We start from the raw sequence: 26145 nt of genomic DNA, 5'->3' as shown, positions 1-26145 counted from the left end.
TCGCAGGGCCAAAACGGCGGCTTGCCCCGGTGCAGGTCATGGCAGACAGAAAGCTGCCCCCCTTACAACGAAAGCCCCGAACAATGTCTGTCCATTTCGATCCCGACCAGCTTCACGATGACACTCCTGCCGTTCTCAACGTCTTCTCGATCCTCGTTCTGAACATCCTTTGCATCACGGGAATGGGCATCGCCGCACAGGTGGCGGGGCTGCACTGGGCGTGGGTTCTGGCGACAGCCTGGGTTGGCGGCGCGGTCGTGACGGTTGCCCTTATCCTTACCCTGGCCTTCATCCTGCCGACGCTCGCAGATCGGCGCCCAGCCCGCTTTGTCCGGACAGAAACGCCCACACTTGACGAATGGCAGGCGGACGCGCAGGACCTGCTGGACCTATGGGCCGCCGATGCACGTGCCGAAAAGGCCGCCCGCAAGGCACGCAACGCCGCGACAACAGCCGAGGAAGACCGCAAGGCCGCCTGAGCCTTGCACCCGCTTGCGGACACCGCCACGGCGTGTCAAGAACAAGCCATGAACACGCACGGGTTCTCTTTTCATGGCGTCACCCTGCAGGCCCTCCCGTCCGGGGCACTGCACTGGCCCGAGGCCGGGATACTGGTGGTCTCTGACCTGCATCTCGGCAAATCCGCGCGGCTTTCCGCCGTGGGGGGCGCGCAGCTTCCGCCCTACGAGACGCGGGAGACCCTGCAACGTCTGGACGATGATCTTGCCGCCACCAAGACCCAGCGGGTCATCTGCCTGGGCGACAGTTTCGATGCGCCGGGGATAGAGTCCGCTCTGCCGCAGGAAGACCTGCTGTGGATCACCCGTCTGCAGGCGGGGCGAGAGTGGATCTGGATCGCAGGCAACCACGATCCGGCCCCCGTGACACTGAAAGGCGCGCATCGCTCCGAACACAGAGAAGCCGCTCTGACCTTTCGCCATATCGCCACTCCGGATGGCCGGGCAGAGGTTTCGGGCCACTATCATCCCAAGGCGCGACTGTCCCTCAGGGGGCGCAGCGTGACCCGCCCCTGTTTCCTGGTCGACGAAACGCGCCTGATCCTGCCCGCCTATGGGGCCTACACCGGCGGGCTGCACTGCGATGCTCCCGTCCTCTCCGACCTTATGGACCCGTCGGCCCAGGCCATCCTGACGGGTCCGCGTCCCGTGGCCATTCCGATGCCCCGTCGCGCAAGGGCGGGCTGATCCCTCTTGCCCTTGCCCGCGCGGCATGGCCAAGTCGCAACATGGACCTAGACACGCGCATCCGCACCAGTTTCAACCACCAGGGCATGCTTGTCACACTTGGCGCGTCGTTGACCCGCGTCGCCCCCGGCGAAATCGAGATCGAGGTGCCGATCCGGCCCGAGGTGTCGCAGCAACAGGGCTATGCCCACGGCGCCCTGCCCTTTGCCATTGGCGACAGCGCCGCCGGCTACGCCGCCGTCACGCTGCTCGACGCGGAAAGTGACGTCGTCACGTCCGAAATGGCGATCCACTATCTTGCTCCCGGCGTCGGGGAACGCCTCGTTGCCCGCGGCAGCGTCATCAAGCCGGGCAAGCGGATGCTGGTCACGCAGGCCGATGTCTATGCCGTCACCGGAACCGAGGAACGGCATATCGCCCGGCTGACCGGGACGATGGTCCGCGTCCCGCTCCGGCAGGACTGACCGTTACCCCAGCACATCGCGCCAGCCGTGGCGCGGCTGGTAGCCCAGCATTTCCTTGGCCTTGCGGTTGCTGTACAGCGTCTCGGTCTCGCCCAACGTGCCCTTGACCGGCACGCCCTCGTAGAACCTCTCGATCAGTTCAGAGGTGCTCAGCCCGACCGAATGATCGTCGTTCGACACGTTGAAGACCTCGTAGCCCAACCCGTCGGTCGCCAGGCACCGGTCGACCATCTGCCCCAGGTCGCGCGCGTCGATATAGGCAAAGATGTTGCGCCGCCGCAGGGCCGGGTCCTGCATGTAGGCCGGGAAGTCCTGTGCGTATTCATGCGGCTCGATCACGTTGTTGATCCGCAGGCCGTAGATGTCGCACCCGCTGCGCGCTTGAAAGCTGCGCGCCGTCACCTCGTTGCAGACCTTGGACATTGCATAGCTGTCCTCGGGCACGGTGGGATGGGTCTCGTCGACGGGCAGGAAGTCCGGCTTGCGCTCGCCATCGGCGAAACAGACGCCATAGGTGGTCTCGGACGAGGCAAAGACGATCTTGCGGATACCGAATTTCACCGCCGCGTCGATGATATTGTAGGTGCCCAGCGTGTTGACCCGGTAACACTCGTTGTCCGAGGTCACGAGGATGCGCGGGATCGCCGCGAAATGCACGACGGCATCGAACCTCGGCACGCCAGTTCCCGGCTCCAGCTCGTCGAGGCCCGCGAGGCTGCTCATGACGTCATAGACCTGGCCGGCGTCTGTGATGTCGGCGATGCGGTTGTCGACGCCTTCCAGGTCCAGCGGGACACGGTCGACGTTCAGAACCCGGTGCCCCTGGTCCAGCAGGTAGGCAACGACGTGACGCCCGGCCTTGCCGGACCCTCCGGTAAACAGAATGCGCATGGTTCTTGTCCTCCCCTTCTTTGGGGGGCACCATGCCGGTCCCCGGTCGGAATGGCCAGAGGAAGGCCCGCGCCCGTCCACGAGGGTATCAGCTGAAACAAAAACGCGCCCCGGTGGGGCGCGCCTATTTTGGTCTGGGGTGACCCTCAGGCGGTCAGCCCCTCCGGCTCTGCCAGTCCATTCGCCCGGCAGCAGGCGGTCAGCGTGTTGGCCAGCAGGCAGGCGATGGTCATCGGGCCGACGCCGCCGGGCACCGGCGTGATCGCACCCGCAACCGCGGCGCAGCTCTCGTAATGCGCGTCGCCCACGAGGCGGGTCTTGCCTTCGCCCTTTTCCGGCGCATCGATGCGGTTGATGCCCACGTCGATCACCGTGGCGCCCGGCTTGATCCAGTCGCCCGGCACCATCTCGGGGCGGCCCACGGCGGCCACGACGATATCGGCGCGGCGCACGACCTCCGGCAGGTCCTTGGTCCGGCTGTGCGCAATCGTCACGGTGCACGAGTCCCCCAGCAGCAGCTGCGCCATCGGCTTGCCGACGATGTTCGACCGGCCGATCACCACCGCGTCCATGCCGGACAGGCTGCCGTGGTGGTCGCGCAGCATCATCAGGCAACCCAGCGGCGTGCAGGGCACCATCGATTTCTGACCGGTGCCCAGCAGGCCCACGTTGGAAATGTGAAAGCCGTCCACGTCCTTGGAGGGCTCGATCGAGTTGATCACCAGGTCCTCGTCGAGGTGTTTCGGCAGGGGCAGCTGCACCAGGATGCCATGTACAGCCGGGTCCTTGTTCAGCTTGTCGATCAGCGCCAGCAGGTCCGCCTCGGAGGTGTCGGCCTCCAGCTTGTGCTCGTAGGAGTTCATGCCGACCTCGACGGTCTGCTTGCCCTTCGAACGGACGTAGACCTGGCTGGCCGGGTCCTCGCCCACCAGCACCACCGCCAGGCCGGGCGTGATGCCGTTCTCATCCTTCAGCCGCGCCACATGCGCCGCCACCTTCTCGCGGACCGTGGCCGCAAAGGCCTTGCCGTCAATGATTGTTGCGCTCATCCGTCTATCCCTTCCTTGCCGATCACCCGTTCCTCGCGGGCGATCACCGTCTCGATCATGAGTGTCCAAATCGCCCGGGCGAGCTCCGGGTCCAGCCCCTCGGCCCGAGCCCTGTCGCCCACGTTGGCCAGAACCGCCTCGATCCGGCGCGGTGCCCGGGCCGCGATGCCCTCGCGCGCCTTCAGGTCGGGCGCGCGGTCGGTGTAGCCTTCACGCTCTGCCAGAAGGCGCACAAGTTCGCCGTCGATCTCGTCGATGCAGAGCCGAAGTTCCGCCATGCTCTCAATGGTTTCGGGGGCAGGACGCGTCATGGATTTCCCTTTTCGCAATTGAACCTGCCCCTCCCTACCGTCATTTTCCGTCGCCGTCCGGCCCCGGGAAAACAATCCCGCAATATTCCAGGAATTTCTTCCAGAGCCACAGAACCGGCAGCAACAGCACGAACCCGAGTTGGCCTTCCCTGCCGCTGTCACCAGGGATCAGCCAACTTGCCAGAGCCGCCCCAATCATCGCCGTCCCGATGGTCAGGACCAGCAAACCGAACACGCCCGCGACGATGGTCGTTCCGCGCGGGCGTGTCCTCTTTGTCACTTAGAACAGGCCTTCGATCAGACCTTCGTCGTTCAGGCGGATCGATTCCGCTGCCGGCACACGCGGCAGGCCCGGCATGGTCATGATCTCACCGCAGACCACCACGATGAAGCCAGCCCCGGCCGACAGGCGGACCTCACGCACGGGGATGTCAAAGCCGGTGGGCGCGCCGCGCTGGGTCGGGTCGGTCGAGAAGGAATACTGCGTCTTGGCCATGCAGACCGGCAGGTTGCCGTAGCCCTGGCCTTCCCATTCCTTCAGCTGGTTCAGGATCTTGCCGTCCATCACCACGCTGTCGGCGCGGTAGATTTCCTTACAGACGGTCTCGATCTTCTCGGCCAGCGACAGCTCGTCGGCGTAGAGCGGCGCGTAGTTGGCCGCCCCGCTTTCACAGAGCTCGACAACCTTCTTCGCGGTCTCGGTGATGCCTTCGCCGCCCAGTTCCCAGTGCTTGTTCAGGATCGCTTCGACACCCAGCTCGGCACAGTAGTCCATGACCGCCTGCACCTCTGCGTCGGTGTCGGTGACGAAGTGGTTGATGCCCACGACCGCCGGCACGCCGAACTTTTTCATGTTCTCGATGTGGCGGCCCAGGTTCGGACAACCCGCCTTGACGGCTGCGACGTTCTCGGTGCCAAGATCGGCCTTGGCCACGCCGCCGTTCATCTTCATCGCGCGCACGGTGGCGACGATGACAACCGCGTCGGGCTTGAGGCCCGCCTTGCGGCACTTGATGTCCATGAACTTCTCGGCACCCAGGTCGGCGCCAAAGCCCGCCTCGGTCACGACATAGTCGGCCAGTTTCAGCGCGGTCGTCGTCGCGATGACCGAGTTGCAGCCGTGCGCGATGTTGGCAAAGGGACCGCCGTGGACGAATGCCGGGTTGTTTTCCAGCGTCTGCACCAGGTTCGGCTGCATCGCGTCCTTGAGCAGGACGGTCATCGCGCCCTCGGCCTTGATGTCACGGCAGAACACCGGCGACTTGTCGCGACGGTAGGCCACGATCATGTTGCCCAGACGCTCTTCGAGGTCCTTGAGGTTCTTCGCCAGGCAGAGGATCGCCATGACCTCGGAAGCCACGGTGATGTCGAAACCGTCCTCGCGCGGGAACCCGTTGGAGACACCGCCGAGCGAGGAGGTGATCTGGCGCAGCGACCGGTCGTTCATGTCCACCACACGGCGCCAGGTGACGCGGCGCTGGTCGATCTGGGCCTCGTTGCCCCAGTAGATGTGGTTGTCGATCATGGCCGACAGCAGGCTGTGGGCGCTGGTGATGGCGTGGAAGTCACCGGTGAAGTGGAGGTTCATTTCCTCCATCGGCACGACCTGCGCCTTGCCACCGCCGGCGGCGCCGCCCTTCATCCCGAAGTTCGGGCCAAGCGAGGCTTCGCGGATGCAGATCATCGCCTTCTTGCCGATATGGTTCAGACCGTCGCCCAGACCCACGGTCGTGGTGGTCTTGCCTTCGCCCGCGGGCGTCGGGTTGATCGCGGTCACGAGGATCAGCTTGCCATCGGGGCGTTCCTGGACGCTGTCGATGAAGGCCTGGCTGATCTTGGCCTTGTCATGGCCGTAGGGCAGCAAGTGCTCACCCGGAATGTTCAGCGCATCCCCGATCTGCTGGATCGGCTTCTTGTTGGCCTCGCGGGCGATTTCGATGTCGGACTTGAATGCCATCTTGGTGCTGTCCCTGTTGCGGATGGTTTCGCGATGGCCCAGCCATAGCGATGTGCCGGACCGCCTGTGAAAGCGAATCCGACCTTTTCTTGCGTAACTGCGGCGAAGGTTGCCCGCGTCAGCAGCCATGTGCCGCTGATCGGAAACCCCAGGCTCCGGCGGGGCGGATGGTGATCCCGCTGCGCCCATAGATCACTGCTGCACGGGCGCAGAGCAACACGAACTTTCGTATCGGAAACTTCGGTCTCTATTCGTGGAATTCGGCCAAGATCGGCCCGGATTCAGCCCTCGGGCTGCCAGGCGCGCTGATCGGGGATGTGCAAGCGCAGGACATCGCCGATCGCCACACTGCCCTCTCGGGCGACAGAGGCGGTCACGCCGCGCCGTCCCGCGGCGGCGGGCTTGAAGCCGCGCCCCTTGCCCGGTGCCACTGCCTCGATGCTCTTGGCGGGAAACTGGCAAGGCCGGTTCTGCATGTCCACGGTCAGCGTCGCCCCCGAAGGCGCCTGCAGCCTGGATGATGGCGGGACAAAGCTGAAATCCGGCAATCCGCTGAGAACCATAGAGGCGCCCAGCCTCGCCGGGTCAATCGCCTGCACGCCGATCAGGGCGGCGATCTCGGCCAGTTCCTCGGCGCTGATGATACTCAGTTGACGTTCGTTCCGGATTTCCGTGCCCTTGGGATACTGCGACTTGACCCGCGTACAAGAAGGCCGCGTCGCGCCGCCGTGGAACGATCCCGCCACGCCGTCAAAGGTCAGGTCCAGCCGCTCTCTCGGTTCGGACAGCAGTTCGACACGGTCGGCATTCGTCACGACCCCCAACCATGTGACGGTTGCGGTGTAATCAGTCGGTTTGAGCGCGGGCATGGGGGCCTTTCTAGGGGGCGGGAACGGATCGCCCTTCACGGGTAAGGGTAAAGAACATCCGCCGAAGGGGGAACAACGCGCCCCCATCGGCGGACAACGGGTAGGCCTTGGGAATCAGTTCGTCATAAGCGGCCACCAGTCTGGCGCGGGCCGTTTCGGGCATGGCCCGCAGGATGGGCCGGGCATAGGTCGCCTCTGTAAAGCGGCGTACCGGATGCCCATCGTCGCAGGGCGGAAGTTTCTGGAAATACTCCGTCTCCCAGAGGCTGATTTCTCCCAGGCCTTCAAGCAGGTGATAATACTGCGCCGGTTTCAACACCTCGGGCAGGTGCACGTCCCGAAGCTGGCCGGGGCAGAGTTCCTCGGCCAGGGTGCGCCACAGCCGATGCGAGGGCGCGTTGTTCTGATGCGGCACCTGAACGGCCAGCACGCCGCCGGGGACCAGGCTGTCCACAAGGACGGGCAGGATGGCCTCGTGACCGTCGATCCAGTGCAGAGCGGCATTGGAGAATATCAGTGCAGGCGCCTTTTTCGGTCGCCATTCCGCGATGTCTCTCTCGTCCAAGCGATCATAGACCCCCTGCCCCCGCGCCTGTTGCAGCATCGCCGGAGAGCTGTCGACTCCGATCAGCCTGGCGCCGGTCGTCTTGCAGAACCGCAGGTGCAGGTCCGGCGCCACGTCCCCGGCCCCACAGCCAAGGTCCACAACGTCGCCCACCGGCAATGGCCCGATCCGCGCCAAGAGATCCAGTGCGGGCAGCAAACGATAACCCCGGAACCTGTGATAGGTCCCGGGGTCCCAATCGTCTTCTGTCTTCCCGGTCGTCATGCCGAGGGCTCTGGCTCCAGTCCGCCGTCACCGGAGGGTTTGGACTTGGGCTTGGTCTTGGGGATCGCGGTCAGCGAGGGCTTGTCCTCGACCGCGCCGGAGCCGCCGTCGTCGTCGCCCGCATGGGGCGGATCGCCCCGCATCACGCGCTTGATCTCTTCGCCGGTCAGGGTTTCGTATTCCAGCAACCCTTTCGCCAGGCGCTCCCACTCGTCCTTGCGGTCGGTCAGGATCTGGTAGGCACGTTCATAGGCTTCCTGGATGAAGCGCTTGACCTCGTCCTCGATCAGTTCCTTGGTATGCGCCGACACTGACAGACCCGCGGTATTGCCCTGGTAGCCCTCGTGCGCCTCGGCATAGTCGATGTTGCCGACCTTGTCGGACATGCCCCAGCGCAGCACCATCGCACGGGCCAGCGCGCTGGCCTGCTGGATGTCACCCGCCGGACCGTTCGAGACGTTGGGCTCGCCGTACTTGATGATCTCGGCGGCCTTGCCGGCCATCGTCATCGCCATCTTTTCCTCGCACTCGGACTTGTGCCAGTTCAGACGGTCGATTTCCGGCAGGCTGACCACCATGCCCAGCGCGCCGCCGCGCGGGATGATCGTCGCCTTGTAGACCGGGTCGCACTGCGGCAGGGCCAGCCCAACCACCGCGTGACCGGCCTCGTGGTAGGCGGTCTTTTCCTTCTGGTCGTCGGTCAGGACCATGCTGCGCCGCTCGGCGCCCATCATGACCTTGTCCTTGGCGTTCTCGAAGTCTTCCATCGTCACGAACCGGCGACCGACACGCGCCGCCATCAGCGCCGCCTCGTTCACGAGGTTGGCAAGGTCGGCGCCCGAGAAACCGGGCGTACCGCGCGCGATGATGCGCAGATCGACGTCCGGGCCCAGCGGGGTCTTCCGGGCGTGCACGCCCAGGATCTTTTCGCGGCCCTTGATGTCGGGGTTCGGCACCGTCACCTGGCGGTCGAAACGGCCCGGGCGCAGCAGCGCCGGGTCCAGAACATCGCGCCGGTTGGTGGCGGCCACGATGATGACGCCTTCGTTCGCCTCGAAACCGTCCATCTCGACCAGCAACTGGTTGAGCGTCTGTTCGCGCTCGTCGTTGCCGCCGCCATAGCCCTGGCCACGGGCGCGGCCCACGGCGTCGATCTCGTCGATGAAGACGATGCAGGGCGCGTTCTTTTTCGCCTGCTCGAACATGTCACGGACACGGCTTGCGCCCACACCCACGAACATTTCGACAAAGTCGGAACCGGAGATGGTGAAGAAGGGCACGCCCGCCTCGCCCGCGATCGCGCGCGCCAGAAGCGTCTTACCTGTGCCCGGAGGACCCACCAGCAGAGCGCCCTTGGGAATCTTGCCGCCCAGGCGGCTGAATTTCTGCGGGTTGCGCAGGAATTCGACGATCTCTTCGAGTTCTTCCTTGGCCTCGTCGATGCCCGCAACGTCGTCAAAGGTCACGCGGCCATGTTTCTCAGTCAACAGCTTGGCCTTGGACTTGCCAAAGCCCATCGCGCCACCTTTGCCGCCGCCCTGCATCCGGTTCATGAAGTAGATCCAGACACCGATCAGCAAGAGGAAGGGCAGAAGAGACAGCAGGAAGGACTGGAACCCCGACTGTTCCTGCGCCTCGGCCTTGACCGGAATATTATTGTCCAACAGCAGGTTGGTCAGTTCCGCATCCTCGGGCTTGATGGTGACATAGTCCTGCCCCTCGTTGGTGCGATAGCGCACCTGTTCGCCGTCGATGGTCACAGAGCTGACGTTCTGCGTCTCAACCGCGCGGACGAAATCGGAATACCCGACTTCGCGGCTCTGCAGCGTGGTGCCGCCGCCCGAGAACAGGTTGAAGAGCGCCAGGATCAGGAGGAACAGAACGACCCAGAAGGCGATGTTTCTTGCGTTACCCAAGGGGGGAACTCCTTTGTAAGCTTTGCAGGCTCATAGCACAGCGAGTTGCAGTGTAACATAGAGATCGGCGCCCCGGCTTCAATGCGAGAGCAGGAAGTCGCGGAACACCCCGGCGCGGCACAGGCGCGCAGTATTGCCGGGGCCGACACCCAGGGCATCGCAGGCCAGCAAGGTGTCATCCTGCCAGATCGACGGCAGGGACAAGGCGGCGCGAAACGGCGGAGCGCATGGCGGCGTCTCGGCAACCTGCCGCCAGCCGTCCTCTCCCAGGGCGCGGATCGTGCGTCCTGCGTGGTCGGGCGTCGTGACCTGCCACCGTCCGTCCCACGTGACACCCGGGGCGATGGCTGTCGCCTCGGCAACCGCGGCCGCCTCGCGGAACATCAGCACCCGGCCCCGGTGGTGGATCACCTCACAACCGTGCAACGTTCCGCCGCCCCCGCTGACCAGCCGGTCCCGCAACCCTTCCAATGCCTCGGCCCGGGGTGCGTAGTCCGCACCGGACACAAAGCGCAGCATGGCCGACAGCAGGCGCCGCTGCGTGGCCGGTTCGACCTGTTCGTGCCAATCCGGCGCCAGCGTCAGCCCGCCCCAGCCGGTCTGTGTACCAACCCCGTCCCAGATCGTCGCGGCGCGCATGGCAAGGGCCAAACGATCATCGCGCAGACGGGCCGCCGTGTCGGCCAGCGTTTCGGCGCCCAGCCCTTCGGCCTGCAAGTCCGCCAACAGGCGCCGCATCCGCACCCGCCCATAGGCCGGATCATCATTCGACGGATCCTCGACCCAGCGCCCTTTGAGGACCGTCAAGTAATGGCGCAACTCGGCACGGCCCATCTCCAGGCAAGGACGCAGGATCTGCATGCCGCCCACATGGCGCCGGGCCGACATGGCCGACAGGCCGTCCACGCCAGAGCCACGCGCCAGGCGCATCAGGAATGTCTCGGCCACGTCATCACGCGTGTGGGCCATCAGCACGTGGGACAGGGATCCGCGCCATGCGTCGATCAGCGCCAGCCGACCACGCCGCGCCGCGTCCATCTTGTTGCCCGTGCCGTCCCAGTGCCAGCGCAGCGTTGTGTGGGGCCAGCCAAGCTCCGCACATTCCCGGGCTACCATCGCCGCCTCATCCGCGGATTCGGGCCGCAGCCCGTGGTCCACCGTCACCACGCGCAGACGCACACCCCAGACATGGCTCCAGTTATGCGCAAGCGTCAGCATCGCCATGCTGTCGCCGCCCCCAGAGACGGCCAGGCCGATTTCAGAAGGGAAATCCGGGCCAAGCAACTGGCCCATCGCCTCGGCAAACCGCTGGTCGAGGTTCACCGTCCTACTGGCACCCAAGGCTCTGGCGGCTGGCGGTCGCGCGGGACACCGCGTCCGAGCCGGGATAGCGCAGCGCGACCTCGCCCAAGGTGATGCAGGCCTCGCTTACCGAGCCCAGCGCCCCAAGCGCATCGCCCAGGCGCCACAGCGCCTCGGGTGCGACCTTGGCATCCGGAAAGCCCGAATAGGCCGACAGGTAGCGCCGCGCGGCCTCGCGCGTGTCCCCCTGCGCCTCGAGCGCGCGGCCCTCGCCGATCAGGGCCGCAGGTTCCAGCGGCCCCATCGGGTAGGTTTCGCGGAACTGGGCAAAGAGCATCTCGGCGCCAGCGTAATCGCCCTCGTCCAAGGCCTCGAGCGCGGCGCGGAAATCCGCCTCTTCGCTGATCGCCAGCTCTCCGTCGAACGGCAGCGCATCCGTGGCAGGGGGCGGCGCGGGCTGCGCCGCGACCGGCGCCGGGCCGGCATCACCGCCCAAGGGGTCTGTCTCGCTCAGCCGGCCAATATCACAGCCGGGTTCCAGCTCGCAGATACGGAATTTCAGGTCGCCGATACGGTTCGTGCCGTCCCTGACAACCTGCCCGATACGGAACTCCAGCTCCTCGGTCTTGGCAGTCACGCGCTGCAGCTCGCTCTCGATCGCGGTGATCCGGTCCAGCGCGGACCCGCCCACCGCGACAGAGGGCGCGCCCGTGGTGTTCAGCTCGGCCCGCAGCTTGCGTAATTCGACCGTCAGGACGGCAAGGTCCTGCTTGACGTCGGCCAGAGTTTCGCCCTGCTGGGCCGCCGCCATGCCGCCTGCCAGCAGGCAGGCCCCGAACACCACCGCACGCAACATGTCTTATCCCGTCAGGCTGCTGACCGAGATCACGGTCACGGCGCGGCGGTTCTTGGCATAGCAGGCCTCTTCCGAGCAGATCTCGAGCGGGCGTTCCTTGCCATAACTGACGAATTTCAGACGGCTTTGCGGGATGCCCTTGGCCACCAGGTATTCCATCACCGCGTTGGCACGGCGGGCGCCCAGCGCAAGGTTGTATTCCCGCGTGCCCTGCTCATCCGCGTGGCCCTCGATGATGGCCAAATAGTCGGGGTTGTCCATCAGCCACTTGGCCTGCCCGTCCAGCACCACGCGCGCCTCCGCCGACAGGGTCGACTGGTCGACCGCGAACAGCACCCGATCCCCGACACGAGCCGAGAAATAGGCCGGCGAAGCCGGATCGTCGACGCTGCCCGGCGCATAGGTTCCCGGACCGCCCGCCCCACGCGAAGCGTCGTCGCCACCGAACCGCGACGGGTTGGTACAGGCCGCGGTGGCCAGCGCCGCGCCGATCAGGATGGCCTTGGTGAGATGTTTCATGGATCAGGTCCTGCTCTTGTCATTGCGGCCTGTCTATCACAGGGCGCAATATATGGGAAATGACGTCTTATTGCAGCGGGCCCCAGCTGGGGTCCGAGGCGCCCGCCGGGGTGCGCACCCGTTTCAGGTTGCGCCCCGAGATATCGACCGAGTACAGCGCCGACGAGCCCTGCGCGCCCTGCGTCTCGCGCGAGAACATGATAACGCGGCCGTTGGGGGCCCAGGTCGGGCCTTCATCCAGGAAAGAGGCGGTCAGCAGGCGCTCCTCGCCGCCGTCGGTGCGCATCACGCCGATGTGGAACCGGCCCGCGTTCTGCTTGGTAAAGGCGATGCGGTCGCCACGCGGGCTCCAGACCGGGGTGCCGTAGCGTCCGTCGCCGAAACTGATCCGCTGCGCCTCTCCGCCCATCGCCGGCATGACATAGAGTTGCTGTGTGCCGGAGCGGTCGCTTTCAAAGACGATGCGCTGGCCATCGGGCGAAAAGCTCGGCGCCGTCTCGATCGAGGGTGCAGAGGTCAGCCGCCGTGTCGCCCCGCTCGCCAGGTCCATCGCGAAGATGTCGGTGTTCGATCCCTGGGTCAGCGAATAGACGACCATCCGCCCGTCCGGGGAGAACCGCGGCGCAAAGCTCATCACGCCTTCGCCCACCTGCAGGATCTGGCTGGCCACGTCGCCCACGGTCAGGACGTGGATGCGCGGAAAGCCGGTCTCATAGCTGGTGTAGAGGACCCGCCCGCCATTGGGCGAAAAGCGCGGCGCCAGCACCAGCGACGAGTCGTCGGTCAGGTACTGCACGTTGGCGCCGTCGTAATCCATGATCGCCAGACGTTTCTGGCGTGCGTCCTTGGGTCCGGTTTCCGAGACAAAGACCACGCGGCTGTCGAAATAGGGCGTCTCGCCAGTCAGCCGGCTGTAGACCTGATCGGCCACCTTGTGTGCCAGCCGGCGCCAGCCGCTGGCGTCAGAGGCAAATTGCATCCCCTGTCCCAGTTCCTGGCCCGCGAAGACGTCCCACACCCGGAACTTGACCACCACGCGGCCAGAGGCATCGGCGGAAACGGAACCAGTGATCAGCGCCTGCGCGTTGATCGCCTTCCAGTCGGCGAACTGGACCGGCGCGCCAAAGCTGCTGACGCGGGCGATATGCGCGTCGCGCGGGATCTCGCGGAACAGGCCGGTGCCGGTCAGGTCGGCGGCGACGACGCGGCTGATCTCGGCCGCGAACTGTTCCGCAGCCTGGGTTTCGGCAACGAAATCGGGCACCGCGTAGGGCAAGGGTTCGATCACACCTTCGGTGATCTCGATGCGCAGGGGACCGGACTGGGCCTGGACGGCCACAGGCAGGAATGCCGTGGCACAGGCAAGGACCAGGGCGGCTAGACGTGCGATCATCTCGGAAAACCCTCCTTCGGGCACTGCTCGGACCGGATGTGGCGGGTCTGTGCCCGCTCTGCGTTAACCTATCCTGATTTCCCCCGCCGCAAAACCGGCAATACCGGGTCGCAGAGGGGGAATTTGCGCAGGAAATCGCTCATTCAAGGCGCAACTCGTGAGGATCGAAGGTCATCTCGACCACCTTCCAGCGCGCGTAATCCGAGGCGGGCAGGTCGTAGCCCCCGCCCCACTGGCACCGCAGAACCACACGGCGTCCGGATTGAAAGGCCCTGTCGATGGGCGGCCTTGCTGCCGGATGAGGCACGGACCAGATGCACGCTGTCCGGCTGGATCCGGTCGTCCGGCAGCATCGAAAACGCCAGCGTTACCCCGATGTCCGCGGCCTCGCTGTTCACGTCGATCACCCAGCAGCGCTCAACCGCCTGCGCGAACTCTGCGGCGTAGGATTGCGCCAAGACCGTACCGGGCGCGGCCATCAGGCACAGGACCGCCAGAGCCGCCGTGCCCCTCACCGCAACCTCATCTGGTCGGGATTGAATGTCATCTCGATCTCTTTCCACTGCTCGTATTTCTCCGCGGGCAGGTCATATCCCCCCTTTTCGCAGCGCAGGACCGCGCGCCGCGCAGCCTGGAAAGCAGTCTGCACCGCCGCCGCACTGCCGTCAGAGGCGCCAACCATGCGCAGGCTGCCGGGCACGACTCGCCCGTCCTGATCGAGTTCCATCCCGACCGTCACAGTGACGTTCGACGCCTCGGAGCCGTTGTCGACGATCCAGCAGGCCTGCACTGCCAGCCGCAGTGCCTCGCGTTCGCCCCGTGTCATGGGGGGACCGGCGGGAACATCGGGCGGCGCAGCCGACAGGGCATCCGCCAGCGCCGAGGTGATATCGGCGTTGACGTCCGGCAAGTCCGGCGCCGAAGGCTCCGGGTCCGGCGTGCCGGAGGGTTCCGGGGTCGCATCGGGGGCGGGATCGGGACGGGGTGTCGCCGCCTGCGCGACGCGAGGCGTGCGCGCCTGAGGACGCAGCGATTCCGTCGGCGCGAAACGCGGGCCGCCCTCGGGCACAATCTCTGTCGCGGTTTCCGGCGGGGCGGTCGGCACGCGCTCTTCCTCGACGACCTCGGGTGCGTCTGCCTCGGGGTCCACCGCCTCGACACGCTCTTCGGCGCGTTCGGTGTTCGGATCGGGCGGCGCCACGGGTTCGCTGGCCACGCGGTCTGCCGGGCGTGCCTGTGGTCGCAGCGAAGCACTGGGCGCACGCGTCGTGGGCACCGGGGCTGGCTGCGGCGCGATCGGCGCCGGAACGGGTTCGGGATCCGGCAGCGGCGTCGGGGCAGGCACGGGATCGGGTTCCGGAACCGGCTGGGGTTCGGGCACGGGTTCAGGTTCGGGCTGCGGCACGGGCTGGGGTTCGGGCACCGGTTGGGGTTCGGGTTCGGGCTCCGGCACGGGAGCCGGCTCCGGCGCCGGGGCCGGCTCGGGTTCTGGCGCAGGTTCAGGCTCTGGCTCCGGCGGCGGTGCGACGGGCGTTTCCGCTTCCGGCACAGGGTCAGGGACCGGCGGCGCCGTCAGCAGGGCGAAATCCTCTTCGCTCAGCACGGTCACGTCCGATACCTGCATGTCCGGCGGTTCCGCCGAGAACACGTCACCCAGCAGCAGCCAGGCAAACAGCAGGGCATGTGCCCCGCCGGATATATAGAAATAGCGGTTCATCCGCGCCTCAGCCGCCGTCGGGTCCGTCAAGCGCCGGGCCGCCCACATCCGTCACCAGACCGATCGACGAGAACCCGCCGGCGTTCAACGCCCCCATGATCTGGGCCACGTCCGAATAGGTCACTGACCCGTCCGCGCGCAGGTAGACCCGGTCGTCCGAGCGTTCCGCCGCGATGGCCCGCAGCCGGTTCACCAGCTCGTCGCGGGCGATCTCGGTGTTCTGGATCAGCACCTTGCCATCCGCCGACAGCGTCACGGTCAAGGGTTCCTGCGGATCGCTGGGCAGCGCTTGCGCCGCCGTCTTGGGCAACTCTACCGGCACACCCACAGTCAGCAGGGGCGCCGCCACCATGAAGATGATCAGCAGCACCAGCATGACGTCCACGAAGGGCGTCACGTTGATTTCGGCCATCGGCTGTGCCCGGCTCCTGCGCGATCCGCGCCGCCGCTTGCCGCCTCCGGATTTGACGACCCCTGCCCCCATCGCTCAGGAATCCAGCTGGCGCGAGAGGATGGTGGCGAATTCGTCGGCGAAAGCCTCGTAGTTGCCCACGATCCGGTCCGCGTCGGCAGAGAACTTGTTGTAGAAGACAACCGCCGGAATGGCTGCCAGCAGGCCCAGGCCCGTGGCCAGCAGCGCCTCGGCGATACCGGGCGCGACCACCACCAGCGATGTGTTCTGCTGTTCGGCAATCTGGATGAAGGAGTGCATGATCCCGAAGACGGTGCCGAACAACCCGATGAAAGGCGCGGTCGAGCCGACGGTGGCCAGCACCGGCAGACCACGCTGCAACTGGTCCGCCTCTTTCTGGATGGCGACATCCATCGACCTGTCGATCCGGCTTTGCGCATTGGCGATCAGCCCGCCGTCCTCGCGGTGGCTGCGGCGCCATTCCATCATCCCCGCGGCAAAGACGCGTTCCGACCTCCCCGAAGGTTCCGGGCCAAGCTGTTCGAACAGCTCGTCCAGTGGCTCCCCGGACCAGAAGGCCCGGTCGAACCGCGTCGCCTCACGCCGGGCACGGCGGTAGCTGACGAATTTCTCGATGATGATCGCCCAGGCCCATACCGAGGCGACCATCAGCAACAGCATGACGAGTTTGACCGTCAGCGTCGCGCGCATGAAAAGACCCCAGAAGGAGAAATCGATCTCCGAGGCGAGGGCAAGCGTTCCTGCTTCCATAGACCTGCTCATTTCCTGTCGGCCCCTGTGGCCGGGGCTCTGATTACAGCGATTTCTACCCGATTTGCAGGGGAAAGGCCAACACATTGGCACTGTACCGCCTCTGCACATGCAAATGGGCGGTTCCATGCCGGGCACAAGCCCCCGAGAGTTCGATTTGGCTTGGCTGCCGAAAGTGTTACAGTCGGGATCAGATCCAATCAGGAGGTTTCATGCCCCGCCCGCTCTGCCTCATTATCGGGCACGGACCGGGCCTTGGCGCTGCCTATGCCCAATGCTTCATGGAAGCGGGCCATGATCTCGCCCTGCTCAGCCGGTCAGGCGCGCGGTCCGAGGGACGCGCCCAGCCCGGCGCCACGGTCTCGGCCTTAGCTTGCGACGCCGCCGATCCCACGGTGCTGACGCAGGCCCTGGACGACGCAACCCGCGACCACGGCCCACCCGATGTGCTGATCTACAATGCCGATCTCGCCATGTTCGGCACGCTCGACGATCTGGACGAAAACCAGTTCGAGCAAAGCTGGCGGGTCGGGACGCTTGGGCTTTATACCGTCGCCCGTACGCTGGGCTGCAAAATGGCGGCACGCGGCTCGGGCACGATCATCGTTTCCGGCGCCACCGCAGCGCTGCGCGGGCGCGACTGGACCACGGCCTTTGCCCCGACCAAGGCGGCGCAACGCGTCCTTGCGCAGTCACTGGCCAAGCAGCTGGGCCCAAAGGGAGTGCATGTGGCCTATATCCTGATCGACGGGGTCATAGATACCGCCGATACACGGTCGGATTTTGCCAAGGGGAAACCGGACGATTTCTTCATCCAGCCCGACAGGATCGCCGCCACCGCTTTGATGCTTGCCCGACAGGACCGCTCGGCCTGGACCTTCGAAATCGACCTGCGCCCTTTCGGCGAAACCTGGTAGGACGGCTCAGTGCACCTGCTGACGCAATGCCACAGGCAAGCGCGCCGGCTGGCCTTCACGCGTGACACAGACCGCCGTCACCTCGGCCCGAAAGATCACCTCTTCGCCCCGCACGACCTCTTGCGACATCACCAGGCGCACGCCGGTCATGCTCTTGACCGCTGTCCGCACCTCAAGCGCATCGTCGTATTTCGCAGTCATCAGGTAATCCGCCTCGATCCGCCGCACGACAAAGACGATACCGTCATCCTCGCGCATGGCGTTCTGGTCCAGGCCCTGCTGCTTGACCCAGTCGCTGCGCGCACGTTCGATGAATTTCAGGTAGTTGGCGTGGTAGACGATCCCCGCCATGTCGGTGTCTTCATAGTAGACGCGGATCGGGAAACGATGCATGGGCGGGCTCCTTCCTGGCAGCGCGACCCTAGGCGCGGCACCCGGCACGGGCAACCCCGTCTCAGCGCTTGCGCCGTCCACCGGCGCTGCGGCTGTGAAAGGTCGGCGGCCGCTTGGCGACCCAGGCGAGGAATTTCGCCATGTCGGGATGCGCGCGCAGTTTTTCGACCGTGTTCAGTTCGCGCGCCAGCTCGGCCTCGGTGAACCGGGCGTGGATCTCGCTGTGACAGATCTGGTGCAACAGGACGACCGGCCCGCCCTTGCCGCCCTTCAGCCTTGGCACGAGGTGGTGCAGGCTCTGCCGGGCATCCGGCGGAATGCGGCGCAGGCACAACGGACAAATCGGTTCTGATCCCTGTCCCAAATCGCTCCCCTTGTGGCCGGTACTGGCATTGGGCAAGAGAATGTGACGACGACGCCAAGGATCAAGCCAAATGGATTTCGACCTGACCAACCAGCCCGAGATCGTGAAGCAGGCCTATGCCTATGTCCTGCAGGGTTGGGAGATCGCGCATGAATGGCTGGTCTCGCCCGCCGCCTGGTCACAGTTCGGGCTGCTGGCCGCCGCCTTTCTGCTGGCCTGGCTGCTAACCCGCCGGCTGAGGCCCTGGCTAACCCGCGTCCTGACGCCAGAGGCCTCTCGCCAGTCCCTGCTGGCCTCGACACGGCGGTTCCTGCTGATCTTCGTGCCGCTGCTGCTGCCCCTCCTGGCCTGGGCATTTACCGGCATCGGCGAGAGCCTGACCAGGGCGATCTTCAACTCGGGCGCGGTGATCGCCTTCGGCAAGCGTGTCTTCCTGCTTCTCGCCGCGCGAATCCTTGTGCGCGAGATCGTGCAGGACGGTTTCCTCAAGGTGTTGGGACGGATGATCCTGCTGCCGGTCATGGCGCTTTATGCCGTCGGCCTGCTGGACGTGGCCACGGAACGCCTGAACGAGCTGACGGTCAGCCTGGGCAACATCGAGTTCACCTTGATGTCGGTGATCCGGGGCATCATCGCCGGGTCGATCCTGTTCTGGCTGGGTCGCTGGTCCAACGACCAGACCGGCGCCTATATCCACAAGCAGGAGGACATGCGCCCCGCCACCAGGCAGCTGGCCGCCAAGGCCGCCGAGTTCAGCATCTTCGGCCTGGCCTTCCTGCTGCTGATGAACATCGTCGGCATCCCGCTGACCTCGCTGGCGGTTCTGGGCGGTGCCATCGGCGTCGGCCTTGGCCTCGGCCTGCAAAAGATCGCCTCGAACTACATCTCGGGCATCATCCTGCTGTTGGAAGGGCAGGCCACGGTGGGCGATTATGTCGAACTGGACAGCGGCGAGGCCGGGACCATCGTCAAGACAACCGCTCGGGCGATGATCCTGGAAACCTACGATGGCCGTTGGATCGTCGTCCCGAACGAGGATTTCATCACCACCCGCGTCATCAACTATTCCGACCAGGGCAGCGCCAACCGCTACGAGGCGCCGTTTTCGGTCAGCTACAAGACCGACATCAACCTGGTCCCCGACATCGTCGAGGCAGCGGTGGCCAAGCATCCCGGCGTGCTGGACACGCCTTATCCTCCGGATTGCGAGCTGCGCGGCTTTGGCGATTCAGGCGTGGATTTCGCGGTCGAATTCTGGGTCAACGGGATCGACGACGGGGCGAACAAATATACCTCTGACGTGTTGTTCCTGATCTGGAACGCGCTCAAGGACCACGACATCGAGATCCCCTACCCACATCGTGTCATCGAATTGCAGCACCCGACCGAAAGCCCCGCGCCCGAGGCGCAGGAGGCGTGACGGGACAGGCGCTTGTGATCGGCGGAGGGCCTGCCGGGCTCATGGCCGCCGACGCCCTGCTGAGCGCAGGCCGGTCGGTGACCCTGGTCGAGGCCAAACCCTCGTTGGCACGCAAGCTGCTGATGGCCGGCAAGTCGGGGCTGAACCTGACCAGGATGGAAGAACCGGGCCGTTTTCTGGCCGCCTATGGCGCGGCGGCGGCGCACCTCGCGCCGATGATTGGCGCCTTTGGCCCCGGCGAGGTCGCGGCCTGGGCCGAGGGACTGGGCCAGAAGACCTTTACCGGATCGACCCTGCGGCTGTTTCCCGAGGTCATGAAAGCCTCTCCCCTGCTGCGCGCCTGGCTGGCCCGGCTGGATGCCCTGGGGCTGGAGGTGCGGACCCGCTGGCGCTGGGTGGGCTGGGACACGGACGGCGGGCTGTGTTTCGACACGCCCGAGGGGCCACGGACCGAGTATCCCGACATCACCGTTCTGGCCCTCGGCGGTGCCAGTTGGGCGCGGCTGGGCTCGGACGGGGTCTGGGCCGGGCATTTCCGGCACGCCGGCCTGCCGGTCACGCCCTTTGCGCCCTCCAATGTCGGGCTGGCGGTGGACTGGTCCGATCACATGAAACGGCACTTCGGCGAACCGCTGAAAAACATCACGCTCACCGCCGGGGACATGACCAGCCGGGGCGAGGTGGTGATCTCGGCCCGCGGATTGGAAGGTGGAGGCATCTATCCGCTGACACCTGCGCTACGGACCGGCCACACCCTGCAGATCGACCTGAAGCCGGACATGGATCTCGCCTCGCTGACGGCACGGCTGTCCCGTCCGCGGGGCAAGCAAAGCCGTGCCAACGCCCTGCGCAAGGCCTTGGGCCTGACAGCCGCCGCGCAGGCCCTGTTGATGGAATATGCGCGCCCGCTGCCGGATGATCCGCAGGCACTGGCCAGGATCGTCAAGTCTCTGGTTCTGCAGGGGGCAACCCCCAGGCCGATGGACGAGGCGATTTCGACCGCCGGCGGCGTCCCTTTCGCGGCGCTGGACAGCGGGTTGATGCTGCGTGACCTGCCCGGCACTTTCTGCGCCGGCGAGATGCTGGACTGGGAGGCGCCCACGGGCGGCTACCTGCTGACCGGCTGCCTGGCCACCGGCCTCTGGGCCGGGCGCCACGCGGCGGACTGGCTGGCCGCGCAACCTGTGCGCAATCGGGATCGCTGAGGAGACGCCCTACTGGATCGACTGACCCGGCGTCGACCAGGCCAGCGAGATACGACGGTTCAGCGCCCGCCCCTCCGGCGTGGCATTGTCGGCCACCGGCCGGTCAGGACCATAGCCCAGCACCTCCATCGCGGCGACAGGCACCCCACGCTTGGCGATCTCTTTCGCCACGACTTCGGCCCGCAGGCGGCTCAGCATCCGGTTGACGCCCTCGGCACCGAAATTGTCTGTATGCCCCTCGACGCGCAGGGTCAGCCCGCCCTGCCCCACGCAGACCCGTGCCACCGCCGAAAGCGCGTTCACGCCCCGGATCGACCGCGCGTCCAGCCGTGTCTCTCCCGAGAGAAACCGCACCGGTTCATCGCTTTCGGCCAGGCGGCTCTGGCGGGCGCATTCGGCCACCGAGGGCGCGAACTCCAGCAGCGGTAGCCAATAGCCCGCCAGAAAAACCTGCTCCGCCCCCAGGGCGATGTTCTGCCGCCGCGTGTCGGCGGGCGGGTAGTCTTGCAGCAACGACAGCGTCAGGCTGTCATTCGGTCCCAGAGCCGCGCGGGTCGCCGCCTCGATCTGCTCCAGGTCGACGCCGGGAGAGAGGACAGCCTCGACAGAGAGCTGCCCCAGCGCAAGCGTGATGGTCAGTGTTTCCGCCTCTCCTAGCCAGGGTTCGACGGCCTTCAACAAGGGCGCGGCGCCCGGCAGCGCGGTATCCCTATCCTGCTGCAGGGTGCCACCGACAGGCGGCAGCCCCAACAGCCCGGCAATCGTGGCCGCATCCAGATCGACGGGCAATACACCGCCAAGCGACAGCCCGGTCTCGGGATGATAGATCAGGGTCGCATCCGGATCGCGGCCATCGTCCTGCAACTCGACACGGCTGCGCAGGTCAGCGCCCTGCGGCAAGGCCGCAAGCAGCGTCTCGACCCTTGCGGCACTGTCGGGATCGGCAAGAACCGCGTCCAGCGTGATGGAGGCCTCCTCCAACAGGAGCTTTCCCTCGATCACCTCATCAAAGGCCTCCTGTACCGCCGCAATGCTGGCAGCCCAGCCAGCCGTGTCCGGGTAAGGCGACTGCGACAGGCGCGAGACGTCGGCGCCCAGTGCCTTGGCCACCCCCTCGAACGGGATGCCGTCCGGCAGAACCCCGCTGGCGGTGACCGCACCGTTCACCCGGTCAAACTGCAGCCAGAAAGGTTGCGGAGGCGCCTCGGGCAGTTGCGACACGTCCAGACGGTAGCTGGCTGGCAGGGCCGCGCGCAGGGCCGCCAGGGCCTTGTCCATCTCTGCCCCCCCGCTCAAGGTGGTCAGCACCACGGCACCTGGCGTCACCAACGCCACCCCCTGTTCCGCCGCGCCTAGGACCTTGACCGCGCCTGTCATGACCCGCCCGAGGTCCGGCAACTCCGGATCGACCGGCCCGTTGACCAGCGCATTGTCCTGCACGCTGTCAAACGCGCCCGTCAGGACCTGCACGTTCAGGCCTGGCGGCAGTTTGCCCCGCAGCGACACGCCGCGGCGCGGGTGGCGTTCGGCCACCAGAAGGAAAGGCGCGCCATCGTCACGCACGCCAATCTCTCGCTTGATCGACAGGCCCTTGGGCAGCGTGTCGAGCCGTGCCGCCACTGCCCGCGCCTCGGCAGGCCAGAGCGCCTCTCCCCGGATCGTGCCACTTGTTCCAGAGACAGTGACCACTGCTCGGTCCAGCAAGGCCGCACTTTCGGAAAGCACCAGCAGCGCCTTGTCCCAGTCGGCAATTGGCGCACCGCGTGCCACCTGAAGGTCCGTGACCGGTGCGCCATTGATCCGCCCCAGCGCCTCGGCGGTGGTGGCTGCGGTGACATGACCGTTCAGCCGCACCCCCTTGTCGTCCTTGCGCAGGCCATAGGTGAAGCGTCCGACCCGAGGCAGAACCTCCAGGCGGGCACGCACCTCTTCGACACCGTCGATGCCGCGCAGCGCGCGTTCAATGGCGCGCCGGTCCGCGTTGCTCTGGACCAGCCCTTCGACCGTGATCACCCGTCCCTGAACCGTCAGCGCAGGCGGATCGGGATACTCGGCCAAAAGCGCCGTCGCCTGCGCGCGCAGCCCAGCCTCGATGGTCGGCTCGTCGCTGGGCACCTGGAACAGGCCAAGCCCCGCCAGGGTCAGGAAGATGACCAGCGCGCCGATGGCTTCGACAAGCGCCTTGGCCGTCATCGGATCAGATCGCGGCCTTGCGACTCTCGTCCAGGTAGATCTCGCGCAGGCGCAGGGCGCGCTGTCCCGGCGTCCCATCGCCCAGCGCCACGCCGTCGATCTCGACCACCGGCATCACGAAGGTCGAGGCCGAGGTGATGAAGGCCTCATCGGCGCCTTGTGCTTCCTCGATCGTGAAGTTGCGCTCTTCGACCTCCATCTGCGCCTCGCGGGCAAACCGCAGGACGGCGGCACGGGTGATGCCGTGCAGGATGTCGTTGGACAAGGCGCGGGTGACGATCTTGTTGCCCTTGATGAAATAGGCGTTGTTCGAGGTGCCTTCGGTCACGAAACCGTCCTCGACCATCCAGGCGTCGTCGGCACCGGCCTTCTTGGCCATCATCTTGCCCATCGAGGGATACAGTAGTTGCACCGTCTTGATGTCGCGGCGGCCCCAGCGGGCATCCTCGATTGAGATCACCTTGATGCCGGTCTTGGCTGCGGGGCTTTCCGCCAGGCCGGGCTTGTTCTGGGTGAACAGGACGATGGTCGGCACGGTCGTCTCGGGGTCGGGGAAGACGAAGTCGCGGTCGTCCGGGGCGCCCCGCGTGATCTGCAGATAGACCAGCCCGTCCACGATCCCGTTCTTCTCCACAAGGTCGCGGTGGATCTGCAACAGTTCCTCGGGGGTGACGGGGCTGCGCATCTCCAGCTCGTCCAGCGACCGCTGCAGGCGTTTCGCGTGGCCGTCGAAATCGATCAGCTTGCCCCCCAGCACCGAGGTGACCTCGTAAACGCCATCGGCCATGAGAAAGGCCCGGTCGAAGATAGAGACCTTGGCCTCGTGTTCAGGCAGGAAATCTCCGTTCACATAAACGGTACGGGTCATGGGCGTGATCCTTGAAAGCGGTGTCCAGCGTCTTGTAGGCAGGGCGCCTGCGGGCTGCAAGCCTCCGCCCCCGGGGGCAGCGGCGGCATGCCGTCTCAACCCCAGAGCGCGGCCACGGGCGGGTGCACGCCCTCGGCATCGAATTTCAGCGGCACTTCACGGTCCTCCGCCAGCAACAAAGGCCCGTCCAGGTCCGTGACAAGCGCCCCCTGGGCCAGCAGCACGGCCGGCGCCATTGCCAGGGACGAACCGACCATGCAGCCCACCATGACATCATAGCCCTCGGCCAGTGCCGCATCGCGCAGGGCCAGCGCCTCGGTCAGGCCGCCGGTCTTGTCCAGCTTGATGTTCACCACGTCATACTTGCCCTTGAGCGCGGGCAGCGAGGCGCGGTCATGACAGCTTTCATCGGCACAGACAGGCACCGGGCGCTCCATGCCGATCAGCGCCTCGTCCTCGCCGGCCGGCAACGGCTGTTCGACAAGCGCCACACCCAGCCGCACCAGGTGCGGCGCAAGGTCGGCGTAGACCTCGGCGCTCCAGCCCTCGTTGGCATCGACGATGATCCTGGCATCCGGCGCTCCGCGGCGCACCGCCTCCAGCCGGGGCATGTCATCAGGCGTGCCCAGCTTGATCTTGAGCAGGGGCCGCGCTGCATGTTTGCGCGCCGCCGCTTCCATGTTCTCGGGCGTGTCCAGCGACAGGGTATAGGCGGTGATTTCCGGTCCCGGCCTCGCCAGACCGGCCAGTTCCCACACCCGTTGCCCGGCGGCCTTGGCCTCCAGGTCCCAAAGCGCGCAATCCATCGCGTTGCGCGCCGCCCCTGCGGGCAGAGCCTCTTGCAGTGCCATGCGGGAAATCCCCGCGGGCAGGGTTCCGATCTCGGCGGTCACCGTGTCCAGCGTTTCATCGTAGCGGGCATAGGGCACGCATTCCCCCCAGCCCATGACCTTGCCGCGCGAGACCCGCACGGTCAGCACCTGCGCCTCGGTTCGGCTGCCACGCGAAATGGTAAAGGCCTCGGCCAGCCGGAACACGTCTCGTGAAACAGTGATCGTCATGCCCGTCCTCCCTGTGCTTCTTCTTGGTGTAAATACCCCACGTCCGCAACCGACCTTCCCCAGCGCGGCGCACCGAATGATGCGCCCCAAGGGACGGCGGGCGGGGCGTCTTTCGCGCAAAGCGCGAAACAGCGTCCGGCCAGGGGCCGGACCGCCCGTTGTCAGAGCGCGGCCAGAGCCTCGGCCAGCCGGTCGGCACCGTGCCGGAACGGGTCCACCGTGGGCAGACCAAGGCGCGCCTCGACCTCTTCGCAATAGCGCACCGCCTCCGCCTCGCCCATGTGCTGCGTGTTGATCGACACACCGACCACCTGGCAGCCGGGATTAGCGACCTTTGCCAGCGACATCGACAGATCCCGCACCTCTTCCAGCGAGGGAAGACCATAGTCCGGCAGCCCCCGCATGTGGGTCCGCGTCGGCTCGTGGCACAGGATCAGCGCGTCGGGCTGACCACCGTGGATCAACGCCAGCGTCACGCCGCTGAACGAGACGTGGAACAGGCTCCCCTGCCCTTCGATCACGTCCCAATGGTCGGGGTCGTTGTCCGGCGTCAGCCATTCGATGCTGCCGGCCATGAAATCCGCCACAACCGCGTCCAGCGGCACGCCGTCGCCGGTGATCAGGATGCCGGTCTGGCCGGTCGCCCGGAAGGTCGATTTCATGCCCCGGTCGCGCATCGCCTTGTCCAGCGCCAGCGTGGTGTACATCTTGCCCACCGAGCAATCGGTGCCCACGGCCAACACGCGCTTGCCGGTTCGTTTCTTGCCATCCGCGATCGGATAGTCGACCTCGGGCACCCGCACGTCGTGCAGGGCACGGCCCGTGGCCTCTGCCACGGCCTTGAGATCGGGCTCGTCCCGCAGCAGGTTGTGCAGCCCCGAGGCCAGGTCGAAGCCTTCCTCCAGCGCCTCGACCAGGACCTTTTTCCAGGTCTGGCTGATCTTGCCGCCGCGGTTGGCGACGCCGATCACCAGCGTCTTGGCCCCGGCTGCCTTGGCCGCTGCCAGATCCATGTCGGGCAAGCCCAGGTCGGCCTTGCATCCGTCCAGCCGGAACTGTCCGACACAGTTTTCCGGCCGCCAGTCGCGGATTCCCTGGGCCACCTTGGCCGCCAGCGGGTCGGGCGCATCGCCCAGAAACAGCAGATAGGGTGTCTCGATCATGGACGCCTCCGAAATCAGAATTTGCCCGACCATGCCAGAACGCCTGCCGAACTGCCTTGCGTTCCTGCGCTGATTTACAGATTTCTTCGACGTTTCTTGC

Annotated in this window: 27 protein-coding genes; 6 read left to right on the top strand and 21 right to left on the bottom strand. The window is 66.2% G+C overall.

All coding sequences use genetic code 11. From position 1 onward, the window contains the following. The first annotated feature begins 83 nt into the window (after nt 1–83). From BLQ71_RS15790 to BLQ71_RS15780, 3 genes are read left to right on the top strand one after another with little or no spacing between them, the layout of a single operon-like run. Nucleotides 84–479: a hypothetical protein gene (locus BLQ71_RS15790; protein ID WP_043144729.1), complete on the top strand. Its 396-nt coding sequence runs from the start codon at nt 84–86 to the stop codon at nt 477–479. 48 nt (nt 480–527) lie between these two features. Further along, nucleotides 528–1205 carry a ligase-associated DNA damage response endonuclease PdeM gene (pdeM, locus tag BLQ71_RS15785; protein WP_074622393.1) on the top strand — a complete coding sequence of 226 codons (678 nt, stop codon included), beginning with the start codon at nt 528–530 and terminating at the stop codon, nt 1203–1205. Between the two features lie 41 nt (nt 1206–1246). Next, nucleotides 1247–1669: a PaaI family thioesterase gene (locus BLQ71_RS15780; protein WP_074622392.1), complete on the top strand. Its 423-nt coding sequence runs from the start codon at nt 1247–1249 to the stop codon at nt 1667–1669. A 3-nt stretch (nt 1670–1672) separates the two neighbouring features. Here the strand turns inward: BLQ71_RS15780 and BLQ71_RS15775 are convergent, their stop codons facing one another. The 15 genes from BLQ71_RS15775 to tolQ form a co-directional block, all read right to left on the bottom strand. Then, entirely contained in the window at nt 1673–2560 is an 888-nt protein-coding gene (locus BLQ71_RS15775; protein ID WP_074622391.1) for an NAD-dependent epimerase/dehydratase family protein, read from the bottom strand. Between the two features lie 146 nt (nt 2561–2706). Then, the gene (gene folD, locus BLQ71_RS15770) at nt 2707–3609 is read right to left on the bottom strand and encodes a bifunctional methylenetetrahydrofolate dehydrogenase/methenyltetrahydrofolate cyclohydrolase FolD (protein WP_043141911.1); all 903 of its coding nucleotides are present in this window, start codon (nt 3607–3609) and stop codon (nt 2707–2709) included. Continuing rightward, nucleotides 3606–3920 (bottom strand): chorismate mutase, encoded by a 315-nt coding sequence (locus BLQ71_RS15765; RefSeq protein WP_069208028.1) that lies wholly within the window; start codon nt 3918–3920, stop codon nt 3606–3608. The genes folD and BLQ71_RS15765 overlap by 4 nt, the downstream gene beginning before the upstream one ends. 40 nt (nt 3921–3960) lie before the next feature. After that, nucleotides 3961–4200, bottom strand: coding sequence for a hypothetical protein (locus BLQ71_RS15760; RefSeq protein ID WP_133066165.1), 240 nt, complete (start codon nt 4198–4200; stop codon nt 3961–3963). Then, nucleotides 4201–5877, bottom strand: a complete 1677-nt coding sequence (locus tag BLQ71_RS15755) for a formate--tetrahydrofolate ligase (protein ID WP_074622390.1) — start codon at nt 5875–5877, stop codon at nt 4201–4203. A gap of 281 nt (nt 5878–6158) precedes the next feature. Continuing rightward, entirely contained in the window at nt 6159–6746 is a 588-nt protein-coding gene (locus BLQ71_RS15750) for an MOSC domain-containing protein (RefSeq protein ID WP_074622389.1), read from the bottom strand. A 10-nt stretch (nt 6747–6756) separates the two neighbouring features. Then, the gene (locus tag BLQ71_RS15745) at nt 6757–7575 is read right to left on the bottom strand and encodes a methyltransferase domain-containing protein (protein ID WP_083342275.1); all 819 of its coding nucleotides are present in this window, start codon (nt 7573–7575) and stop codon (nt 6757–6759) included. Then, nucleotides 7572–9491, bottom strand: coding sequence for an ATP-dependent zinc metalloprotease FtsH (ftsH, locus tag BLQ71_RS15740; RefSeq protein ID WP_043142086.1), 1920 nt, complete (start codon nt 9489–9491; stop codon nt 7572–7574). The genes BLQ71_RS15745 and ftsH overlap by 4 nt, the downstream gene beginning before the upstream one ends. Nucleotides 9492–9569: 78 nt before the next feature. Beyond that, nucleotides 9570–10814 (bottom strand): tRNA lysidine(34) synthetase TilS, encoded by a 1245-nt coding sequence (gene tilS, locus BLQ71_RS15735; protein WP_232784779.1) that lies wholly within the window; start codon nt 10812–10814, stop codon nt 9570–9572. Between the two features lie 4 nt (nt 10815–10818). Continuing rightward, entirely contained in the window at nt 10819–11649 is an 831-nt protein-coding gene (locus tag BLQ71_RS15730) for a tetratricopeptide repeat protein (protein ID WP_074622388.1), read from the bottom strand. A gap of 3 nt (nt 11650–11652) precedes the next feature. After that, entirely contained in the window at nt 11653–12168 is a 516-nt protein-coding gene (gene pal / locus BLQ71_RS15725; RefSeq protein WP_069208023.1) for a peptidoglycan-associated lipoprotein Pal, read from the bottom strand. A gap of 67 nt (nt 12169–12235) precedes the next feature. After that, nucleotides 12236–13561: a Tol-Pal system beta propeller repeat protein TolB gene (gene tolB / locus BLQ71_RS15720; RefSeq protein WP_043142096.1), complete on the bottom strand. Its 1326-nt coding sequence runs from the start codon at nt 13559–13561 to the stop codon at nt 12236–12238. Between the two features lie 511 nt (nt 13562–14072). Then, nucleotides 14073–15278: a cell envelope integrity protein TolA gene (gene tolA / locus BLQ71_RS26435; RefSeq protein ID WP_074622387.1), complete on the bottom strand. Its 1206-nt coding sequence runs from the start codon at nt 15276–15278 to the stop codon at nt 14073–14075. A 7-nt stretch (nt 15279–15285) separates the two neighbouring features. After that, nucleotides 15286–15762: a protein TolR gene (gene tolR, locus BLQ71_RS15705; RefSeq protein WP_043142100.1), complete on the bottom strand. Its 477-nt coding sequence runs from the start codon at nt 15760–15762 to the stop codon at nt 15286–15288. A gap of 3 nt (nt 15763–15765) precedes the next feature. Continuing rightward, a complete protein-coding gene (gene tolQ / locus BLQ71_RS15700) occupies nt 15766–16461 on the bottom strand; it encodes a protein TolQ (RefSeq protein ID WP_043142103.1) in 696 nt (231 codons plus the stop codon). Nucleotides 16462–16673: 212 nt separating this feature from the next. Between tolQ and BLQ71_RS15695 the strand changes: the two genes are divergently transcribed. Further along, nucleotides 16674–17378: an SDR family NAD(P)-dependent oxidoreductase gene (locus tag BLQ71_RS15695; RefSeq protein ID WP_074622386.1), complete on the top strand. Its 705-nt coding sequence runs from the start codon at nt 16674–16676 to the stop codon at nt 17376–17378. 6 nt (nt 17379–17384) lie between these two features. On the opposite strand, the gene ybgC is transcribed toward BLQ71_RS15695, so the two are convergent. Then, nucleotides 17385–17771 carry a tol-pal system-associated acyl-CoA thioesterase gene (gene ybgC / locus BLQ71_RS15690; RefSeq protein ID WP_074622385.1) on the bottom strand — a complete coding sequence of 129 codons (387 nt, stop codon included), beginning with the start codon at nt 17769–17771 and terminating at the stop codon, nt 17385–17387. A 61-nt stretch (nt 17772–17832) separates the two neighbouring features. After that, the gene (locus tag BLQ71_RS15685; protein WP_074622384.1) at nt 17833–18135 is read right to left on the bottom strand and encodes an HNH endonuclease family protein; all 303 of its coding nucleotides are present in this window, start codon (nt 18133–18135) and stop codon (nt 17833–17835) included. Nucleotides 18136–18205: 70 nt separating this feature from the next. On the opposite strand from BLQ71_RS15685, the gene BLQ71_RS15680 reads away from it, so the two are divergent. Together BLQ71_RS15680 and BLQ71_RS15675 are read left to right on the top strand one after the other, a co-directional pair. Next, a complete protein-coding gene (locus BLQ71_RS15680; protein WP_074622383.1) occupies nt 18206–19555 on the top strand; it encodes a mechanosensitive ion channel family protein in 1350 nt (449 codons plus the stop codon). After that, nucleotides 19552–20760, top strand: a complete 1209-nt coding sequence (locus tag BLQ71_RS15675; RefSeq protein ID WP_074622382.1) for a TIGR03862 family flavoprotein — start codon at nt 19552–19554, stop codon at nt 20758–20760. Before BLQ71_RS15680 ends, BLQ71_RS15675 begins: the two co-directional genes overlap by 4 nt. A 9-nt stretch (nt 20761–20769) precedes the next feature. Here the strand turns inward: BLQ71_RS15675 and BLQ71_RS15670 are convergent, their stop codons facing one another. The 4 genes from BLQ71_RS15670 to dgcN all read right to left on the bottom strand — a co-directional run bounded on the left by BLQ71_RS15670 (nt 20770) and on the right by dgcN (nt 26045). Continuing rightward, nucleotides 20770–22953 (bottom strand): OmpA family protein, encoded by a 2184-nt coding sequence (locus tag BLQ71_RS15670; protein WP_074622381.1) that lies wholly within the window; start codon nt 22951–22953, stop codon nt 20770–20772. A gap of 4 nt (nt 22954–22957) precedes the next feature. Beyond that, nucleotides 22958–23821: a D-amino-acid transaminase gene (locus tag BLQ71_RS15665; protein ID WP_043142116.1), complete on the bottom strand. Its 864-nt coding sequence runs from the start codon at nt 23819–23821 to the stop codon at nt 22958–22960. 95 nt (nt 23822–23916) lie between these two features. Then, nucleotides 23917–24882 (bottom strand): N-acetyl-D-Glu racemase DgcA, encoded by a 966-nt coding sequence (gene dgcA / locus BLQ71_RS15660; protein ID WP_043142119.1) that lies wholly within the window; start codon nt 24880–24882, stop codon nt 23917–23919. Between the two features lie 161 nt (nt 24883–25043). After that, nucleotides 25044–26045, bottom strand: a complete 1002-nt coding sequence (gene dgcN / locus BLQ71_RS15655; protein ID WP_043142583.1) for an N-acetyltransferase DgcN — start codon at nt 26043–26045, stop codon at nt 25044–25046. Nucleotides 26046–26145 lie beyond the last annotated feature (100 nt).

Origin of the sequence: Antarctobacter albus (assembly GCF_900101505.1) — a bacterium.
Classification (GTDB): domain Bacteria; phylum Pseudomonadota; class Alphaproteobacteria; order Rhodobacterales; family Rhodobacteraceae; genus Antarctobacter; species Antarctobacter albus.
Note: the sequence above shows the minus strand (reverse complement) of the source record. Positions and strands in the feature narration are given on the sequence as shown.

Bases quoted from the DNA above. Each gene is read 5' to 3' on its own strand.
- BLQ71_RS15790 (WP_043144729.1), top strand. From the start codon at position 84: ATGTCTGTCCATTTCGATCCCGACCAGCTTCACGATGACACTCCTGCC.
- pdeM (WP_074622393.1), top strand. From the start codon at position 528: ATGAACACGCACGGGTTCTCTTTTCATGGCGTCACCCTGCAGGCCCTC.
- BLQ71_RS15780 (WP_074622392.1), top strand. From the start codon at position 1,247: ATGGACCTAGACACGCGCATCCGCACCAGTTTCAACCACCAGGGCATG.
- BLQ71_RS15775 (WP_074622391.1), bottom strand. From the start codon at position 2,560: ATGCGCATTCTGTTTACCGGAGGGTCCGGCAAGGCCGGGCGTCACGTC.
- folD (WP_043141911.1), bottom strand. From the start codon at position 3,609: ATGAGCGCAACAATCATTGACGGCAAGGCCTTTGCGGCCACGGTCCGC.
- BLQ71_RS15765 (WP_069208028.1), bottom strand. From the start codon at position 3,920: ATGACGCGTCCTGCCCCCGAAACCATTGAGAGCATGGCGGAACTTCGG.
- BLQ71_RS15755 (WP_074622390.1), bottom strand. From the start codon at position 5,877: ATGGCATTCAAGTCCGACATCGAAATCGCCCGCGAGGCCAACAAGAAG.
- BLQ71_RS15750 (WP_074622389.1), bottom strand. From the start codon at position 6,746: ATGCCCGCGCTCAAACCGACTGATTACACCGCAACCGTCACATGGTTG.
- BLQ71_RS15745 (WP_083342275.1), bottom strand. From the start codon at position 7,575: ATGACGACCGGGAAGACAGAAGACGATTGGGACCCCGGGACCTATCAC.
- BLQ71_RS15730 (WP_074622388.1), bottom strand. From the start codon at position 11,649: ATGTTGCGTGCGGTGGTGTTCGGGGCCTGCCTGCTGGCAGGCGGCATG.
- pal (WP_069208023.1), bottom strand. From the start codon at position 12,168: ATGAAACATCTCACCAAGGCCATCCTGATCGGCGCGGCGCTGGCCACC.
- tolB (WP_043142096.1), bottom strand. From the start codon at position 13,561: ATGATCGCACGTCTAGCCGCCCTGGTCCTTGCCTGTGCCACGGCATTC.
- tolA (WP_074622387.1), bottom strand. From the start codon at position 15,278: ATGAACCGCTATTTCTATATATCCGGCGGGGCACATGCCCTGCTGTTT.
- tolR (WP_043142100.1), bottom strand. From the start codon at position 15,762: ATGGGGGCAGGGGTCGTCAAATCCGGAGGCGGCAAGCGGCGGCGCGGA.
- tolQ (WP_043142103.1), bottom strand. From the start codon at position 16,461: ATGGAAGCAGGAACGCTTGCCCTCGCCTCGGAGATCGATTTCTCCTTC.
- BLQ71_RS15695 (WP_074622386.1), top strand. From the start codon at position 16,674: ATGCCCCGCCCGCTCTGCCTCATTATCGGGCACGGACCGGGCCTTGGC.
- ybgC (WP_074622385.1), bottom strand. From the start codon at position 17,771: ATGCATCGTTTCCCGATCCGCGTCTACTATGAAGACACCGACATGGCG.
- BLQ71_RS15680 (WP_074622383.1), top strand. From the start codon at position 18,206: ATGGATTTCGACCTGACCAACCAGCCCGAGATCGTGAAGCAGGCCTAT.
- BLQ71_RS15670 (WP_074622381.1), bottom strand. From the start codon at position 22,953: ATGACGGCCAAGGCGCTTGTCGAAGCCATCGGCGCGCTGGTCATCTTC.
- BLQ71_RS15665 (WP_043142116.1), bottom strand. From the start codon at position 23,821: ATGACCCGTACCGTTTATGTGAACGGAGATTTCCTGCCTGAACACGAG.
- dgcA (WP_043142119.1), bottom strand. From the start codon at position 24,882: ATGACGATCACTGTTTCACGAGACGTGTTCCGGCTGGCCGAGGCCTTT.
- dgcN (WP_043142583.1), bottom strand. From the start codon at position 26,045: ATGATCGAGACACCCTATCTGCTGTTTCTGGGCGATGCGCCCGACCCG.